We start from the raw sequence: 14,732 nt of genomic DNA on the forward strand, positions 1-14,732 counted from the left end.
GCTTCGTGAGCTACACATGGGACGGCAACGACCTGTCGACGTTCACCGACACCGAGGGCAGGAAGACGACCTTCGGCTACGACTCGTCGCACCGGCGTCCCCGCTCTTCGGGGAGTGCCAGAGCTTGTTCTTACCCGCGTAGATACCGACGTGGTACACGTTGCTGCCCGAGTGGAAGAACACCAGGTCGCCCGCCTTGCGGTTCTTGGCGGAGATGTGGCGTGTCTTGTTGTACTGCTGGGCAGCCGTGCGGGGGAGCTTCTTGCCGGCCTTCTTGAACGAGTAGAGCGTGAGCCCGGAGCAGTCGAACCGGTGCGGACCGGTGGCCCCGTACTTGTAGGGCGAACCCTTCTTGGAGGCCGCGATCTGGAGTGCCTTGGTCGCCGGCGTGGCTGCCGCGGCCTCGGAGGTGAAGCCGGGCGCCACGATCGAACCGCCCACGGCGGCGATGGTGAGCGCCGAGGCCGTGCCGGCCCGGACCATGAGCGACGGGACACGATTGAGCGCAGTCATGCGCAACCCTTCGTCAGCCGCCTGTGAAGGATGACCTGTCGGATTCGGGCTGGCGAAGTTGCCCGGCCGCTGACGCGGCTTCACCCCAAGGGCTGCTCGGGCGAGGTCATGGCGTGACCGTCCCGGCGACCCGTCGTGCTTGGGTCCTCCACTCCTGCCGATCCACTCCTGTCGACCGGTCATCCGGGCGGCGGCAGGACTCGGCGTCCGCCCGGATCGCCCCGCCACAGCGGCGGGGGCTTGTCGTCAGACAGGGATCTTGGCGCATGCCTGTCCGGATTTCCCAACGGAACCGGGGATTTGTGTTGTTACTCACCACTCACCCCTTCGGGTGGACACGTGTGCGTTCGAGCCACTGTCCACGGATTCGCGGCCCCCCGGACCAGCGACGGAATGCCCCATTCCGTCCCCGGACTACGCGCGTTGCGCAACCGGAACGGTCCCAAAACAGGTCTCCCGCCTACTCCGAACAGGGGTACGTCTTTTGGGCCGTTTCGACTCAGCTCCGGACGCTCCGGCATCGGTGCGGGCGTGCGGGCCGACGGTCCCGCGTCAACTGACGGACTCCGGGGGCAGGGTGAGCCGGGCCGTGCGCCGCTCGCCGTCCAGCACCCGTAGCGCTCGGGCCAGGGTCCCGGCGTGCAGTTCCGTCTCGCCCCGCTGATGCATCAGGGCCAACGCGTCGCGCAGCGCGGTCGCCTTGCCGACCAGTGCCTGGGCCGCGCGCAGTCCTCGGTAGGTGTCGCCGTCCTGGGCCGGGTTGATGCGGCCGAGCAGGTCGACGACGTCGAGGTAACGGTCGATCAGTTCCGCCTCGGCGCGGGTCAGGGCGGGCAGCGGCGGCAGTTCGGGCGGGAGCACCGGGGCCTCACCGTCCGGTCGGCGGGGCGAGGGTGGCCTTGCGGCTGGGGATGATGCCGTCCACCAGGCCGTACTCCACCGCTTCCCGGGCGGTCAGGATCTTGTCCCGCTCGATGTCCGTGCTCACCTGCTCCCGGGTGCGGCCCGTGTGCAGCGCGAGCAGCTCCTCCATCCGGATCCGGATGCGCGTCAACTCGTCGGCCTGGATCGCCAGATCGCCGGCCTGCCCCCGGACCGGCTCGGGCAGCGCGGGCTGATGGATCACCATGCGGGCGTCGGGCAGCGTGAATCGCTTGCCCGGCGTGCCCGCCGCCAGCAGCACCGAGGAGGCGGCGCCGGTCTGCCCCAGGCAGATCGTCTCCACGTCGCAGGAGACGTACTGCATCGTGTCGTGGATCGCCGTCATGGCGTGGAAGCTGCCGCCGGGGGAGTTGATGTAGAGCGAGATGTCGCGCTCCGGGGCCTGGTGCTCCAGGTGCATGAACTGGGCCATGACGTCGTTCGCCGAGGTCTCGTCCACGGGCGCCCCGAGGAAGACGATCCGCTCCTCCAGGAGCTTCGAGTACGGATCCATCGTCCGTTGTCCGGACCCGGTGCGTTCGGTGAACTCGGGCAGCGCATGGCGGGCGGACGGTCGGGTCATGGCGAACCCCTCCTCGCGGCGCAGCCGTCTCCGATGACGGCTGTCTCTGTAAAAAATGTACAGGACGTACGTCACGTTATGATGGGGACATGGCCTACGAGATTCCGGTGACGCAAGCCAGGGCTGAGCTCGCCGACCTGATCAACCGCGTGGTGTACGGCGGCGAACGCGTCGTCGTCACCCGGCACGGCAAGCCCCTCGTCGCCCTCGTCTCGGCCGATGACCTGCGTCGACTCGAAGAGGCCCGGGAGCTCGCCGGGTCGGCGGAGGAGCAGGTGATCAGCGCGGTCTCCGCGGTTCGCGAGGTCGCGTCCGCTCCTGGCGAACCGCAGCGGTTCGGCATCGCGGCGGAGCACCGCAGGGCCGGCCCGGCTTAGGTCCGACCCGACGGACGGAAGACCGTGCGCCCCCGTCCGCTACGGCGGGGACGCACGGTGTGACAGCGCTCGCGCGCGTCGGCCGGCGGTCAGGCGACGGCGGAGAGCTCCCGCCGGTCGGCCGCGGGTTCGCTGCCCGTCCTCCGGGCCCTGAGCGAGCTGCCGAGCAGTACGGCGCCCAGGCCGAGGGCCGCCCACCAGGCCAGGGTCAGGGCGGGGCCGGTCGCCGCCGCGCCGTCGAAGGCCGACACCGAGCGCAGCAGGGTCGTCCCCGCGCCGGGCGGGAGCCACTGGCCGATCGCGCCGGCCGGCTCCGGCAGCATCTGCGGGGCCGAAGTGGCGCCGGAGAAGGGGTTGCCGATCAGCATCACCACGGCGGCCGCGCTGCCCGTACCGGCGGGGCCGACCAGGGCGGCGAGTCCGGCGACGGCGCCGCCGACGGCCAGCGTGGACAGCGCGAGCACCCCCGCTTCCGTCCACCAGTCGCCGCCGAGCGCCCCGAGCCAGCTGTGCGCGATCCCGGCGGCGGCCACGCCCACGAGCGCGGACGCGCCGATCAGTGCGAGCGCGGCCCGGACGCCGCGCAGCCCGAGCAGGGTGACCACGGCGCCCGCCGCGATGCCGGCCAGGGCGAGCGGCAGCACGGCGGCGCTCAGTGCGGCGCCGCGCGGATCGCCGGCCGGGGTGGGGACGACATCGACCGTCCTGACCTGTGCGCCCCCGGCGGCGGCCTGCTGTCCCACGGCCTGCTGGAGGAACTGCGCGACGGCCGGTCCGGCCGCGGACGCGGTGAGCAGTTCGGGCCCCTGTTGCGTGACCACGACCGCGCCGTACACGCTCCGGTCCTCGATGGCGTCCCGGGCGGCGGCCTCGTCGGCGTAGCGGTGGATCTCGAAGGCGCCCTCGTGCCGCTCCAGCTGCTTTTCGACCTGGGCCGCCGCGGCCGGTGGCCCGGCGACGCCGAGCGGCAGGTCGCGGGGCGCGACACGGGAGGCCGGCCAGGCGAAGGCCCACAGGGCGAGAGCGGCCAGGACGGGTACGAGGACGACGACCGCGATCACATGGCGGTTGCGGGAAGGCATGAGGGTCTCCTGGGGTGAGCGGACCGGAACGCTAAAAAGAAGGATCGTTCGTTCTTCTCTGCTCTCACCGTGCTCCGCTCGCGGCGCCTTGTCAAGAATGAATATTCGTTTTACGTTGGGGACCATGGCTCGCGTGTCCCAGGAACATCTCGACGCCCGCCGCCGCCAGATCCTCGACGGCGCCGCGCTGTGCTTCGCCCGCAACGGCTTCCACGCCACGTCCATGCAGGACGTGCTGAAGGAGGTCGATCTGTCGGCGGGCGCGGTGTACCGCTACTTCAGTGGCAAGGAGGAGCTGATCGGCGCGATCGTCGCCGAGGTGATCGGTTCGGTCCGCGAGGCCTTCGAGGAGGCGGTGCGCAAGAGCCCGCCCCCGCCGCCGGACCAGCTCGTCGCCGCCGTCCTCGGCAGGACCCTGGCCGCTCGCGAGTCCCTGGTCGTCGACGGCCGGCCCGCCTTTCCGCGACTCGTCATCCAGGTGTGGACGGAGACCCTGCGCAACGAGGAGCTGGCGCTCGTCCTGCGGGAGGGCTACGGCTCGATCCGCGCGGCCTGGGGCGAGATCGTCGAGGGCTACCAGCGGGCCGGGATGATGCGCGCCGACGTGGCTCCGGACCATGTGGCCCGCACGATGATCGCCTGTGTACTCGGCTTCATCGCCCAGCAGTCCCTCTTCGGACCGGCACCGGTCGAGGTCCTCAGGGACGGCCTGCGGGCGCTGATCGACATGCGGGACGTGGACGCCCCGACCGGTGGATCACAGCTTGGTTAACGTGCCCGAAACGCGGTCCAACTAGCCTGCCGCTCCACGCCACCTGGCACTTTGCCCCGTGGCCGCGGCAGCCGGGCCCCGCACGGCCCGGAGCGAGGACTGTGAGGTGGGACGTGCAACTGACCCCGCACGAGCAAGAACGACTGCTGATCCACGTGGCGGCCGACGTGGCCGAGAAGCGCCGGGCCCGGGGACTGAAGCTCAACCACCCCGAGGCGGTCGCGCTCATCACCTCGCACATCCTCGAGGGCGCGAGGGACGGCCGGACCGTCGCGGAACTCATGTCCTCCGGACGCAAGGTCCTGACCAGGGACGACGTCATGGACGGCATCCCGGAGATGATCCACGACGTCCAGGTCGAGGCCACCTTCCCCGACGGCACCAAGCTCGTCACCGTCCATGAGCCCATCGTCTGACGGGGAGGCCGCCGTGATTCCCGGAGAGATCCTGTTCGCCGACGGGCCGATTGCCTACAACGAGGGCCGCGAGGCCGTCCGGCTCACCGTCCTCAACGCCGCCGACCGGCCCGTGCAGGTCGGCTCCCACTATCACTTCGCCGAGGCCAACCCCGGCCTGGAGTTCGACCGTGCCGCCGCGCACGGCAGGCGGCTGAACGTGGCCGCCGGCACGGCCGTGCGCTTCGAGCCCGGGATCCCCGTCGAGGTCGAACTCGTTCCGCTGGCGGGCGCCCGCGTGGTGCCCGGTCTGCGCGGGGAGACCGGAGGTGCCCTCGATGCCTGAGATCTCGCGTGCCGCCTACGCCGACCTGTTCGGCCCGACCACCGGCGACCGGATCCGCCTGGCCGACACCGACCTGCTGGTCGAGATCGAGGAGGACCGTTCCGGCGGCCCGGGACGCGCCGGTGACGAGGCCGTGTTCGGCGGCGGCAAGGTCATCCGCGAGTCGATGGGCCAGGCCCGTGCCACGCGTGCGGAGGGCACCCCGGACACGGTCATCACCGGCGCCGTGATCATCGACCACTGGGGAATCGTCAAGGCCGACGTCGGCATCCGCGACGGCCGGATCACCGGCATCGGCAAGGCCGGCAACCCCGACACCATGGACGGCGTCCACCCGGACCTGGTCATCGGCCCCGAGACCGAGATCATCGCCGGCAACGGGCGGATCCTCACGGCCGGAGCGATCGACGCGCACGTCCACTTCATCTGCCCGCAGATCGCCGACGAGGCGCTGTCCTCCGGCATCACGACCCTCGTCGGCGGTGGAACGGGCCCCGCCGAGGGGTCCAAGGCCACCACGGTGACCCCCGGCCCCTGGCACCTCGCGCGGATGCTGGAGGCGATGGAGGCCTACCCGCTCAACATCGGCCTGCTCGGCAAGGGCAACACCGTCTCCCACGAGGCGATGCTGTCGCAGATCCGGGGCGGCGCCCTCGGCCTGAAGCTGCACGAGGACTGGGGATCGACCCCGGCCGTCATCGACGCCTCGCTCACCGTCGCGGAGCAGACGGGCATCCAGGTCGCGATCCACACCGACACGCTCAACGAGGCCGGGTTCGTCGGCGACACCCTCGCCGCGATCGCCGGGCGGGGCATTCACGCGTACCACACCGAGGGCGCGGGCGGCGGGCACGCGCCGGACATCATGACCGTGGTCTCCGAGTCCTACGTGCTGCCCAGCTCCACGAACCCGACCCGGCCGTTCACCGTCAACACCGCCGAGGAGCACCTCGACATGCTGATGGTGTGCCACCACCTCAACCCGGCGGTGCCGGAGGACCTGGCCTTCGCCGAGTCGCGGATCCGGCCCTCCACGATCGGGGCGGAGGACGTGCTGCACGACCTGGGCGCGATCTCGATCATCTCCTCCGACTCCCAGGCCATGGGGCGCGTCGGCGAGGTCGTCATGCGGACCTGGCAGACCGCGCACGTGATGAAGCGCCGGCGGGGCGCGCTGCCCGGTGACGGACGCGCCGACAACCGCCGGGTGCGTCGCTACGTCGCCAAGTACACGATCAATCCGGCGCTCGCCCAGGGCCTGGCCCGCGAGATCGGATCGGTCGAGAGCGGCAAGCTGGCCGACCTGGTCCTGTGGGAACCGGCGTTCTTCGGCGTCAAGCCGCAGCTCGTCATCAAGGGCGGGCAGATCGCCTACGCGCAGATGGGCGACGCGAACGCCTCGATCCCCACTCCGCAGCCGATCCTGCCGCGCCCGATGTACGGGGCGATCGGGCGGGCGCCCGCCGCCAACTCCCTGAACTTCGTCGCCCCGCTGGCCGTCGAGCACGGGCTGCCGGAGCGGCTGGGGCTCGGGAAGCGGTTTGTGGCGATCGAGTCGACGCGCGGTGTGACCAAGGCCGACATGCGGGAGAACGACGTGCGGCCCGAGGTGCGGGTCGACCCCGACAGCTTCGCCGTGCACATCGACGGGGAACTGGTCGAGGCGGAGCCGGCCGCCGAACTCCCCATGGCCCAGCGGTACTTCCTGTTCTGAGGTGGTCTGATGTCGCGTGCGGCGCTTCTCGTCCTGGCCGACGGCCGGTTCCCCGCCGGAGGGCACGCGCACTCCGGCGGTGCCGAGGCGGCGGTCAAGGCCGGGCGGATCAGTGGGGCGGCGAGCCTGGAGGAGTTCTGCCGGGGGCGTTTGCACACGGCGGGGCTGACGGCGGCAGGACTGTCCGCCGCCGCGGCGCTCGGGATCGATCCCGTCGCACTGGACCGTGCCGCGGACGCGCGAACCCCGTCGCCCGCGCTGCGGGTCGCCGCCCGGAAGCTGGGACGGCAGCTGCTGCGGGCCGCGCGGGCGACCTGGCCCTCCGCCGAACTGGACGCCCTCGGCCGGGAGTTCCCCAAGGGAGCGCACCAGCCGGTGGTGCTGGGGCTGGCGGCCCGGTCGGCAGGGCTGGGGCCGGTGGACGCGGCGTACTGCGCGGCGTACGAAAGTGTGAGCGGGCCCGCCTCTGCGACAGTGCGGTTGCTGAGTCTGGACCCCTTCGACGCGACGCGGGCGCTGGCCCGGCTGGCGCCGGAGGTGGACCGGGTCGCGGACCGGGCGGTGGAGGCGGCCCGCAGGGCGGTCGATGACGGAGCCGACGCCTTGCCGGCGGGGTCGGCGCCTCTGCTGGAGATCGGCGCGGAGGTGCATGCGGGGTGGCCGGTACGGCTGTTCGCCTCGTAGCCGCCTTACGACCGCCGCGCAGGACCAACCACCCTGGGGCGCTGGGCTTGTTCGATGTGCGGCTCCGCCGCGCGAGCGCGACCGGCCCCCACCACCCGCACTCCGACACCAGCGCACGCCACCCCGTACCCCGTCGTCCGCACAGCCGGGCCGGCCTCACCAGGAGCCGCACATGCACCTCGACCACCACCCCGACGCCCCCACCGCCCTCAGCGCGGACGCCCACCGCCCCGACGGCACCCGCCGGGCCCTCCGCATCGGGCTCGGCGGCCCCGTGGGTTCCGGGAAGACCGCCACCGTCGCCGCACTCTGCCGGGCGCTGCGGGACGAGCTGGCGCTCGCCGTCGTCACCAACGACATCTACACCCGGGAGGACGCCGAGTTCCTGCTCCGTGAGGCCGTGCTGCCCCCGGAGCGGATCACCGCCGTCGAGACGGGCGCCTGCCCGCACACCGCGATCCGCGACGACATCTCCGCGAACTTGGAAGCTGTGGAGGACCTGGAGGACGCGGTGGGGCCGCTGGACCTGGTGCTCGTGGAGTCCGGCGGGGACAACCTCACAGCGACCTTCTCCAAGGGCCTCGTCGACGCCCAGATCTTCGTGATCGACGTGGCCGGGGGTGACGACATCCCACGCAAGGGCGGCCCCGGCGTCACCACCGCCGACCTGCTCGTCGTCAACAAGACCGACCTCGCCCCCTACGTCGGCTCCGACCTCGCCCGGATGGCGGCCGACGCCAAGGCGCAGCGCGCCGAACTGCCGGTGGTCTTCCAGTCGTTGCGGAGCGAGACCGGGGTGGCGGACGTCGCCGCGTGGGTGCGCGCGCAGCTCGCCGCGTGGACCGCGTGAGCGGGCGTGCCGGGGCCGGGGTGCGGTCCGTCGCGCGGATCGTCGCCCGCGCCGACGGGCGCGGGGGGACCTCGCTGCCCGTGCTGGAGAGCGACGGGCCCCTGGCGCTGCGGCGCACCCGGGCCACCGGCTCCGCGGCGCGGGTCATGCTGGTCGGAGCGATGAGCGGACCGCTCGGCGGTGACCACCTCACCGTGGAGGGCCGGGTGGAGGAGGGAGCGCGCCTGTCCGTCGGATCCGCCGCCGCCACCATCGCGCTGCCCGGGCAGGCGAAGGGCGACGCCCGCTACGACGTCCGGCTGGAAGTCGCCGACGGCGGAGAGCTGCACTGGCTGCCCGAACAGTTGATCTCCGCCCACGGCAGTGACCTGCATGTCTCCACTCGGGTCGAGCTCGCCGCGACCGCCCGGCTCGTGCTGCGCGAGGAGCAGGTCCTCGGACGCGTCGGTGAGGAACCCGGGAGGCTCACGAGCCGTCTGACCGTGCGGGTGGCCGGGCAGGCCGTGCTCGACCAGGAACTGGCCTGCGGACCCGGCGCGCCGGCCGGCTGGGACGGGCCCGCCGTGCTGGCGGGGCACCGGGCGGTCGGTCAACTCATCGTCGTGCGGCCGGAGTTCGCTGCCGCGCCGGTGATCGCCGGGGTGCTGGGGGAGGGGGCCTCGGTGGTGCCGCTCGCCGGGCCCGCCGCCCTGGTGACGGCGGTGGCGCCGGACGCCCTCGGGCTGCGGCGGCTGCTCGACGAGGCTCTCGCGTCGCTCGCACAGACATAGGCGTCCGCAGAGCAGCACAGGCTCTCCGTTTATCGGATTGGCAAAGAAGGGTGTCCGCCTCTGTTGTCAGGGACCTCACAACCGAGAGGATCCCCCGTACTGATCGCAACGAGGTACGGGGAGGTCCCCCTTGAGGGGTTCGAGACCGAAGAGGCGGGTGGCGGCGCTCGGTTCGGCCGGCGCGCTCGTCACGGCCACGCTGATAGCCGGTGCCGCCGCGGCGCCCACGGCGAACGCGAACGCGGGCGGCGGCCACGGCCAGGACCGGGAAGCCCGGGGCACCGCGATCGCCGCAGCCCGGGCCGCGAAGGCCGGCATCGACTGGCAGGACTGCCCCGCCGACTGGAATCTGGCCAAGCCGATCCAGTGCGGCTACGTCACCGTGCCGCTCGACTACGCCAAGCCGTACGGCAAGCAGATCAAGCTCGCCGTCGACCGCATCGGCAACACGGGCACCAAGGCCGAGCGTCAGGGCGCGCTCATCTACAACCCCGGCGGCCCCGGCGGCTCCGGACTGCGCTTCCCGGCCCGGGTCACCAGCAAGAACGCCGTCTGGGCCAACGCGGCCAAGGCCTACGACTTCGTGGGCTTCGACCCGCGCGGCGTCGGCAAGTCGACGCCCATCTCCTGTGTGGACCCGCAGGAGTTCGTCAAGGCACCCAAGGCCGACCCGGTGCCCGACTCCGAGGCCGACAAGCTCGCCCAGCGCAAACTGGCCCGCGAGTACGCCGAGGGCTGCCAGGAGCGCAGCGGCTGGATGCTGCCGCACATGACCACGCCGAACACCGCGCGCGACCTCGACGTCATCCGCGCCGCCCTCGGTGAGAAGAAGCTCAACTTCCTCGGCGTCTCCTACGGCACGTACCTGGGCGCCGTCTACGGCACCCTCTTCCCGGGCCACGTGCGCCGCATGATCGTCGACAGCGTCGTCAACCCGTCCCGCGAGAAGATCTGGTACCAGGCGAACCTGGACCAGGACGTGGCCTTCGAGGGCCGCTGGAAGGACTGGCAGGACTGGGTCGCCGCGAACGACGCGACCTACCACCTCGGCACCACCCGCGCCGCCGTCCATGCGAAATGGCTCGAACTGCGCGCCACCGCGAAGAAGAACCCCATCGGCGGCGTCGTCGGTCCGGCCGAGCTCATCTCCTTCTTCCAGAGCGCTCCGTACTTCGACTCCACCTGGGCTTCGACCGCCTCGGTCTTCAGCAAGTACGTCGCCGGCGACACCCAGGCGCTCGTCGATGCCGCCGCCCCGGACCTGTCCGACACGGCGGGCAACGCGGTCTCGGAGAACGGCAACGCCGTCTACACGGCCGTGGAGTGCGCCGACGCCAAGTGGCCCACCAGCTGGCGCACGTGGGACCGCGACAACACGCGGCTCCACCGGGACCATCCCTTCATGACGTGGGCCAACGCGTGGATGAACCTGCCCTGCGCGACCTGGCCGGCCAAGCAGCAGACGCCGGTGAACGTCAAGACCGGCAAGGGTCTGCCCGGCGTGCTCATCGTCCAGTCGGAGCGGGACGCGGCGACCCCGTACGGGGGTGCCGTGGAGCTGCACAAGCGGTTCAAGGGCTCTCGCCTGATCACGGAGAAGGGCGCGGGCTCCCACGGTGTCACCGGTCTGGTCAACCCGTGCATCAACCCCCGGGTGGACGACTACCTGCTCACCGGCAAGCTGGACGCCGCCGACGTGACGTGCGCGCCGCACGCCACGCCGAAGCCGTAGCCGTAGCAGTCGTCCGACGGCGATGAGGGGCGGCCGGGACACCGGCCGCCCCTTCCTCATGCCGCTCGGGCCGTGAACCAGGCGTCCTCCGCCGCGTAGTCGAAGAGGTCCGGGTAGATCCGCGCGAGCGAGGGGAAGGCGTCCCGCCAGTCCTGCTCGGACAGCCGGCGGGTGAGCCACTCGACCGTCTCCGGCAGGCTGTCCCGGTAGGACACGACCGGCCGGTAGCCCAGCTCCCGTTCCGCGGCGGACATGTCGCACACCACCGGCAGCTCCACCGACCAGGGCGAACCGCCCACGGACGCCTGGGCCGGCCCGTCCAGCAGGACGGTCTCCGTCGCCACCCCCATGACCGCGTCCACGGCGGCCCCGATCTCCGACACGGTCGGCGGCCGCGGATCACAGGCGTTGAGCACCCGCGAGCCCGGCCGGGCCGCCGCCAGCCGGATCAGTTCGGCGATGTTGCGGGCGGCCGAGGTGTGGAAGCGGCTCTCACCCCGGAAGGCGAGCACCCTCCTGGGCCGGCGGTCGAGGTTGCGCTTGACGAAGAACAGCTCGCGGGGGAGCGGGCTGTACGGTCCGTGGATCGCGCCCGGGCGCAGCAGGGTGGTGGGCAGCCGGCCCGCCGCCGAGAGCAGTTCACGCTCCAGGGCCACCTTGCCGGTGCTGTACGAGGCGTCCCCCGGTGCAACCGTCACCTGGTCCTCCCCGATCGGCACGGGATACCGGGGGAGGCCGTCCGGCTCGCCCATGGTGTCGAAGCCGCGGCCCGCGCCGTCCTCGTACACCGACACGCTCGACACCACCACGGCCGCACCGATCCGGTCGGCCAGGCCCGTCAACTGCCGTGCGTGCCGGGCTCCGTAGGCGACGAGGTCGACCACGAGGTCACAGCCGCCGCCGATCAGCGCGCCGAGCGCCGTGTCGTCCTCGCGGTCGAGCCGCAGTGTCCGCACCTCGCCGGGCCAGTTCTCGTCCCGGCCGCCGCCGCGCGAGGCGGCCGTCACCTCCCAGCCGTCCCGCGCCAGCGCCTGCACCGCCGGCCTCCCGATCTGCCCGCCGGCACCTATCACCACCGCACGTCCCATGCCGCGACCGTAGATCGCCGCAGGTGCCCGGGGAACCGGCTTCTGCCGACAGCAGAGCTCAACTGAGCGGCATGCGCCGGAACTTGCGTTCCTTGGTGGCGGCGGCCTCCTCGGCCTTCACCACAGCCGCGTACCGGTCGACGTACTCCTGCTCGGACAGCGAGAGGATCGCGTACATGATCTCGTCCGTGATGGCGCGCAGGACGGCCTTCTCGTTCTCCATGCCCTCGTAGCGGGAGAAGTCGAGGGGCTTGCCGAAGCGGATCACGACGGGGTGGATGTTGGGGATGACCTTGCCGGGCGGCTGGGCCTCGAACGTGCCGATCATCGCGCAGGGGATCACCGGGACGCCGGCCTTGAGCGCCATCACCGCCACCCCGACCTTGCCCTTGTAGAGCCGGCCGTCGTGCGAGCGGGTGCCCTCGGGGTAGATGCCGAGCAGCTCGTCCTTGCTCAGCACGCCGAGGCCCTCGCGGATCGCGGCCTGGCCCGCGTCCTTGCCGGAGCGGTCGACCGGGATCTGCCCCGCGCTGCGGAAGAAGAACGCCGTCAGGCGGCCCTTGATCCCGGGGCCCGTGAAGTACTCGGCCTTCGCGAGGAAGGTGATGCGCCGTTTGAGGATCGCGGGCATCAGGAAGTGGTCCGAGAACGACAGGTGGTTGCCTGCGACGATTGCGGCGCCCTCCGCGGGCACGTGCTCCAGGCCCTCTATTCGCGGCCGGAAGACCAGTCGCAGCAGCGGACCCAGCAGCACGTATTTCAGCAGGTAGTAGAACAAAGCGGGCGCTCCTCGACTCTCGCGGTGGACTCAACCGCCGCGTTCCAGCAGGTCAACCGGCATGTCGTGGGGTGCCAGTGTAGGTGCAGGCACGGCCACCGGGCACCTCGTGCGGGTGGACCGCACAGATCCTTCGCCATTTGACTGATGGTCAGTCAGCAAGGTGCTTCCGATGGTGCTCATGCGGCTGGGGAGAACCGCGGGACCAGCGTGCTGCGCAGCCGGGTGACGGGCAAGCCGAACGGGTGGCCTGGCGCGAACGCGAGGGTGTGTGGCGGGCCGGCGGCTCTTGCCCGCGGTCCTTCGCTGTGGGCCGGTGGCCGCGGCCGCTTTGCCGAGTAACCTGCCAGGCATGCGGATCTCTGTTTCCTCGGACATGGACGAACCCGTCGCCCGCTCCCTCGTCGCCGCCCTGCGCGAGCGGGGACACGAGGTGCGTCCGCACGGCGCGCTGCGCCCCGGTGACGACCCGCAGTGGGCGGTGTGCTCCGAGGCCGCTGCCCGCGAGGTCGCCGACGGCACGGCGGACCAGGCGGTGGTGTGCTGCTGGACCGGCACCGGCGCCTCGATCGCCGCCAACAAGGTGCCCGGCGTCCGGGCCGCCCTGTGCACCGACGCCTACACGGCCGACGGAGCCCGCCGCTGGAACGACGCCAACGTGCTCGCGCTCAGCCTGCGGCTGACGTCGCAGCCGCTGCTGACGGAGATCCTCGACGCGTGGTTCTCCGGTGAGCCCAGCGCGGACGCCGAGGACCGGCAGAACGTCGACCGCGTCCGGCTGCTCGACCACGGCAGGACCCGCCTGTAGGTCACGGCCGGTGCGGGTCACAGCCGCACGATGATCAGCGCCGTGTCGTCGGTGGCGCCACCCGGCGGCAGCAACTCCAGCAGAACGGTGTCGGCGAGCGTCTCCGGGTCCTGGTCCCGGTGCTTGCGCAGGGCCTCGGCGAGCCGGTTCAGACCCGTGTCGATGTCCTCGTGGCGCCGTTCGATCAGGCCGTCCGTGTAGAGCACGAGCGTGGCGCCCACCGTGAACGCCGTCTCGGTCTGGGGCCGTGGGATCGGGTCCGGCCGGGCGTCCAGCGGTGTGTCCGTCGCCTGGTCGAGGAACTCCGTACGGCCGTCCGGGTGGACGAGTACGGGCGGGGGATGGCCGGCACTGCTGTACGTGATGACGTGGCGGTCGCAGTCGACGAAGGTCGTCACGGCGGTCGCCGACTCCGCTCCGTCGATCACATGGGCGTAGCGCCCCAGCACGTCCAGGGCCTGCGCCGGCCCGGCGGCGACCCGCGAGGCCGCGCTGAGCGCACTGCGCAACTGGCCCATCACCCCGGCGGCCTCCAGCCCGTGCCCGACCACGTCGCCCACGGCCACGCCGATGCGGTCACCGCCCACCAGGTCGACCAGGTCGTACCAGTCCCCGCACACGTTGAGCGCGCCCACGGCGGGGCGGTAGCGGACGGCGGCGGGGTGATTGCGGACCTGCCGGGGCGCGGGGAGCATCGCCTTCTGCAGTGCCAGCGCCACCTCCCGCTCCCGGGAGTGCGCCTGACGCAGCCGTTCGTTGAGCTCCTGAAGCTCGCGGGCGCGGGTGTACAGCTCGGCCTCCAGCACCCGGGCCCGGCTGCCCCGGTTGCCCGGGGAGCCACCCCGGGCCCGGATCAGCTCCGTGACCTCCTCCACCCGGTGCAGGACCAGCACGACCTTGCCGTCCGAGCCGAGCAGCGGCGCGTTCACCGGGCTCCAGTAGCGCTTCTGCCACTCGCCGGGCCGCTCCGGGTCCTCGACGTCGTAGCGCTGAAGGGCCATGGTGTCGCGCTCCCCGGTGGCCAGGACGCGGTACAGCGAGGCCTCCAGATTGCGCATCCCCGTCGCGGCCGGGTCGTTCGGGTTGTCCGGGAAGACGTCGAACAGGTACTTGCCGATCAGCTGCTCCCGCGAGCGGCCGGAGACCCGGACGAACTCCTCGTTGACGTCCGCGTACACGAGCTCGGGGGTCAAGAGCGCCACCATGCCGGGCAGGGCCTTGAACACCGCACCGTAGTCGATCGCCGTCTCCGCCATGGCTGTCGCCTCACCACCGCCGGGATCACACCAGTTTCGCACGGTCCGGGTGAACATGAACCG

At 71.9% G+C, this 14,732-nt stretch carries 17 protein-coding genes and 1 riboswitch; of the genes, 10 read left to right on the plus strand and 7 right to left on the minus strand.

The window, feature by feature from the left end; genetic code table 11:
- Positions 1-42: 42 nt before the first annotated feature.
- The 3 genes from AB0E85_RS27500 to AB0E85_RS27510 form a co-directional block, all read right to left on the minus strand.
- Positions 43-513: a C40 family peptidase gene (locus AB0E85_RS27500; protein ID WP_361932354.1), complete on the minus strand. Its 471-nt coding sequence runs from the start codon at positions 511-513 to the stop codon at positions 43-45.
- A gap of 3 nt (positions 514-516) precedes the next feature.
- Positions 517-729, minus strand: a riboswitch (cyclic di-AMP (ydaO/yuaA leader).
- A 336-nt stretch (positions 730-1,065) separates the two neighbouring features.
- Positions 1,066-1,374, minus strand: a complete 309-nt coding sequence (locus AB0E85_RS27505) for a hypothetical protein (protein WP_184562765.1) — start codon at positions 1,372-1,374, stop codon at positions 1,066-1,068.
- A 7-nt stretch (positions 1,375-1,381) separates the two neighbouring features.
- Positions 1,382-2,017, minus strand: a complete 636-nt coding sequence (locus AB0E85_RS27510) for an ATP-dependent Clp protease proteolytic subunit (protein ID WP_361932357.1) — start codon at positions 2,015-2,017, stop codon at positions 1,382-1,384.
- 89 nt (positions 2,018-2,106) lie between these two features.
- Between AB0E85_RS27510 and AB0E85_RS27515 the strand changes: the two genes are divergently transcribed.
- On the plus strand, positions 2,107-2,394 hold the full coding sequence (locus tag AB0E85_RS27515) for a type II toxin-antitoxin system Phd/YefM family antitoxin (RefSeq protein ID WP_361932360.1): 288 nt from the start codon (positions 2,107-2,109) through the stop codon (positions 2,392-2,394).
- An 89-nt stretch (positions 2,395-2,483) separates the two neighbouring features.
- Here AB0E85_RS27515 and AB0E85_RS27520 read toward each other — a convergent pair whose 3' ends face one another.
- Positions 2,484-3,476: an ABC transporter permease gene (locus AB0E85_RS27520; protein ID WP_361932363.1), complete on the minus strand. Its 993-nt coding sequence runs from the start codon at positions 3,474-3,476 to the stop codon at positions 2,484-2,486.
- A gap of 124 nt (positions 3,477-3,600) precedes the next feature.
- On the opposite strand from AB0E85_RS27520, the gene AB0E85_RS27525 reads away from it, so the two are divergent.
- From AB0E85_RS27525 to AB0E85_RS27560, 8 genes are all read left to right on the plus strand, one after another.
- The gene (locus AB0E85_RS27525; RefSeq protein ID WP_361932365.1) at positions 3,601-4,248 is read left to right on the plus strand and encodes a TetR/AcrR family transcriptional regulator; all 648 of its coding nucleotides are present in this window, start codon (positions 3,601-3,603) and stop codon (positions 4,246-4,248) included.
- 113 nt (positions 4,249-4,361) lie between these two features.
- Positions 4,362-4,664 carry an urease subunit gamma gene (locus AB0E85_RS27530; protein ID WP_361932368.1) on the plus strand — a complete coding sequence of 101 codons (303 nt, stop codon included), beginning with the start codon at positions 4,362-4,364 and terminating at the stop codon, positions 4,662-4,664.
- Positions 4,665-4,677: 13 nt separating this feature from the next.
- Positions 4,678-4,989: an urease subunit beta gene (locus tag AB0E85_RS27535; protein ID WP_062925550.1), complete on the plus strand. Its 312-nt coding sequence runs from the start codon at positions 4,678-4,680 to the stop codon at positions 4,987-4,989.
- On the plus strand, positions 4,982-6,703 hold the full coding sequence (locus AB0E85_RS27540) for an urease subunit alpha (RefSeq protein ID WP_361932371.1): 1,722 nt from the start codon (positions 4,982-4,984) through the stop codon (positions 6,701-6,703). The genes AB0E85_RS27535 and AB0E85_RS27540 overlap by 8 nt, the downstream gene beginning before the upstream one ends.
- A 9-nt stretch (positions 6,704-6,712) precedes the next feature.
- Complete coding sequence (locus AB0E85_RS27545) at positions 6,713-7,387, plus strand: urease accessory UreF family protein (protein WP_361932374.1); 675 nt, start codon at positions 6,713-6,715, stop codon at positions 7,385-7,387.
- Positions 7,388-7,559: 172 nt separating this feature from the next.
- Positions 7,560-8,237 carry an urease accessory protein UreG gene (ureG, locus tag AB0E85_RS27550; RefSeq protein WP_361932377.1) on the plus strand — a complete coding sequence of 226 codons (678 nt, stop codon included), beginning with the start codon at positions 7,560-7,562 and terminating at the stop codon, positions 8,235-8,237.
- On the plus strand, positions 8,225-9,007 hold the full coding sequence (locus AB0E85_RS27555; protein WP_361932380.1) for an urease accessory protein UreD: 783 nt from the start codon (positions 8,225-8,227) through the stop codon (positions 9,005-9,007). Before ureG ends, AB0E85_RS27555 begins: the two co-directional genes overlap by 13 nt.
- 130 nt (positions 9,008-9,137) lie before the next feature.
- Positions 9,138-10,739 (plus strand): alpha/beta hydrolase, encoded by a 1,602-nt coding sequence (locus tag AB0E85_RS27560; protein WP_361932383.1) that lies wholly within the window; start codon positions 9,138-9,140, stop codon positions 10,737-10,739.
- Between the two features lie 56 nt (positions 10,740-10,795).
- Here AB0E85_RS27560 and AB0E85_RS27565 read toward each other — a convergent pair whose 3' ends face one another.
- Both AB0E85_RS27565 and AB0E85_RS27570 read right to left on the minus strand, forming a co-directional pair.
- On the minus strand, positions 10,796-11,827 hold the full coding sequence (locus AB0E85_RS27565) for an NAD-dependent epimerase/dehydratase family protein (protein ID WP_361932385.1): 1,032 nt from the start codon (positions 11,825-11,827) through the stop codon (positions 10,796-10,798).
- A gap of 58 nt (positions 11,828-11,885) precedes the next feature.
- On the minus strand, positions 11,886-12,605 hold the full coding sequence (locus AB0E85_RS27570) for a lysophospholipid acyltransferase family protein (RefSeq protein WP_361932388.1): 720 nt from the start codon (positions 12,603-12,605) through the stop codon (positions 11,886-11,888).
- Between the two features lie 352 nt (positions 12,606-12,957).
- Here AB0E85_RS27570 and AB0E85_RS27575 point away from each other — a divergent pair, with 352 nt between their 5' ends.
- Positions 12,958-13,413: an RpiB/LacA/LacB family sugar-phosphate isomerase gene (locus AB0E85_RS27575; RefSeq protein ID WP_361932391.1), complete on the plus strand. Its 456-nt coding sequence runs from the start codon at positions 12,958-12,960 to the stop codon at positions 13,411-13,413.
- 17 nt (positions 13,414-13,430) lie between these two features.
- Here the strand turns inward: AB0E85_RS27575 and AB0E85_RS27580 are convergent, their stop codons facing one another.
- Positions 13,431-14,669 carry a SpoIIE family protein phosphatase gene (locus tag AB0E85_RS27580; RefSeq protein WP_361932394.1) on the minus strand — a complete coding sequence of 413 codons (1,239 nt, stop codon included), beginning with the start codon at positions 14,667-14,669 and terminating at the stop codon, positions 13,431-13,433.
- Positions 14,670-14,732: the final 63 nt, after the last annotated feature.

Source organism: Streptomyces sp. NPDC029044, from assembly GCF_040637495.1.
Taxonomy (GTDB): Bacteria; Actinomycetota; Actinomycetes; order Streptomycetales; family Streptomycetaceae; genus Streptomyces.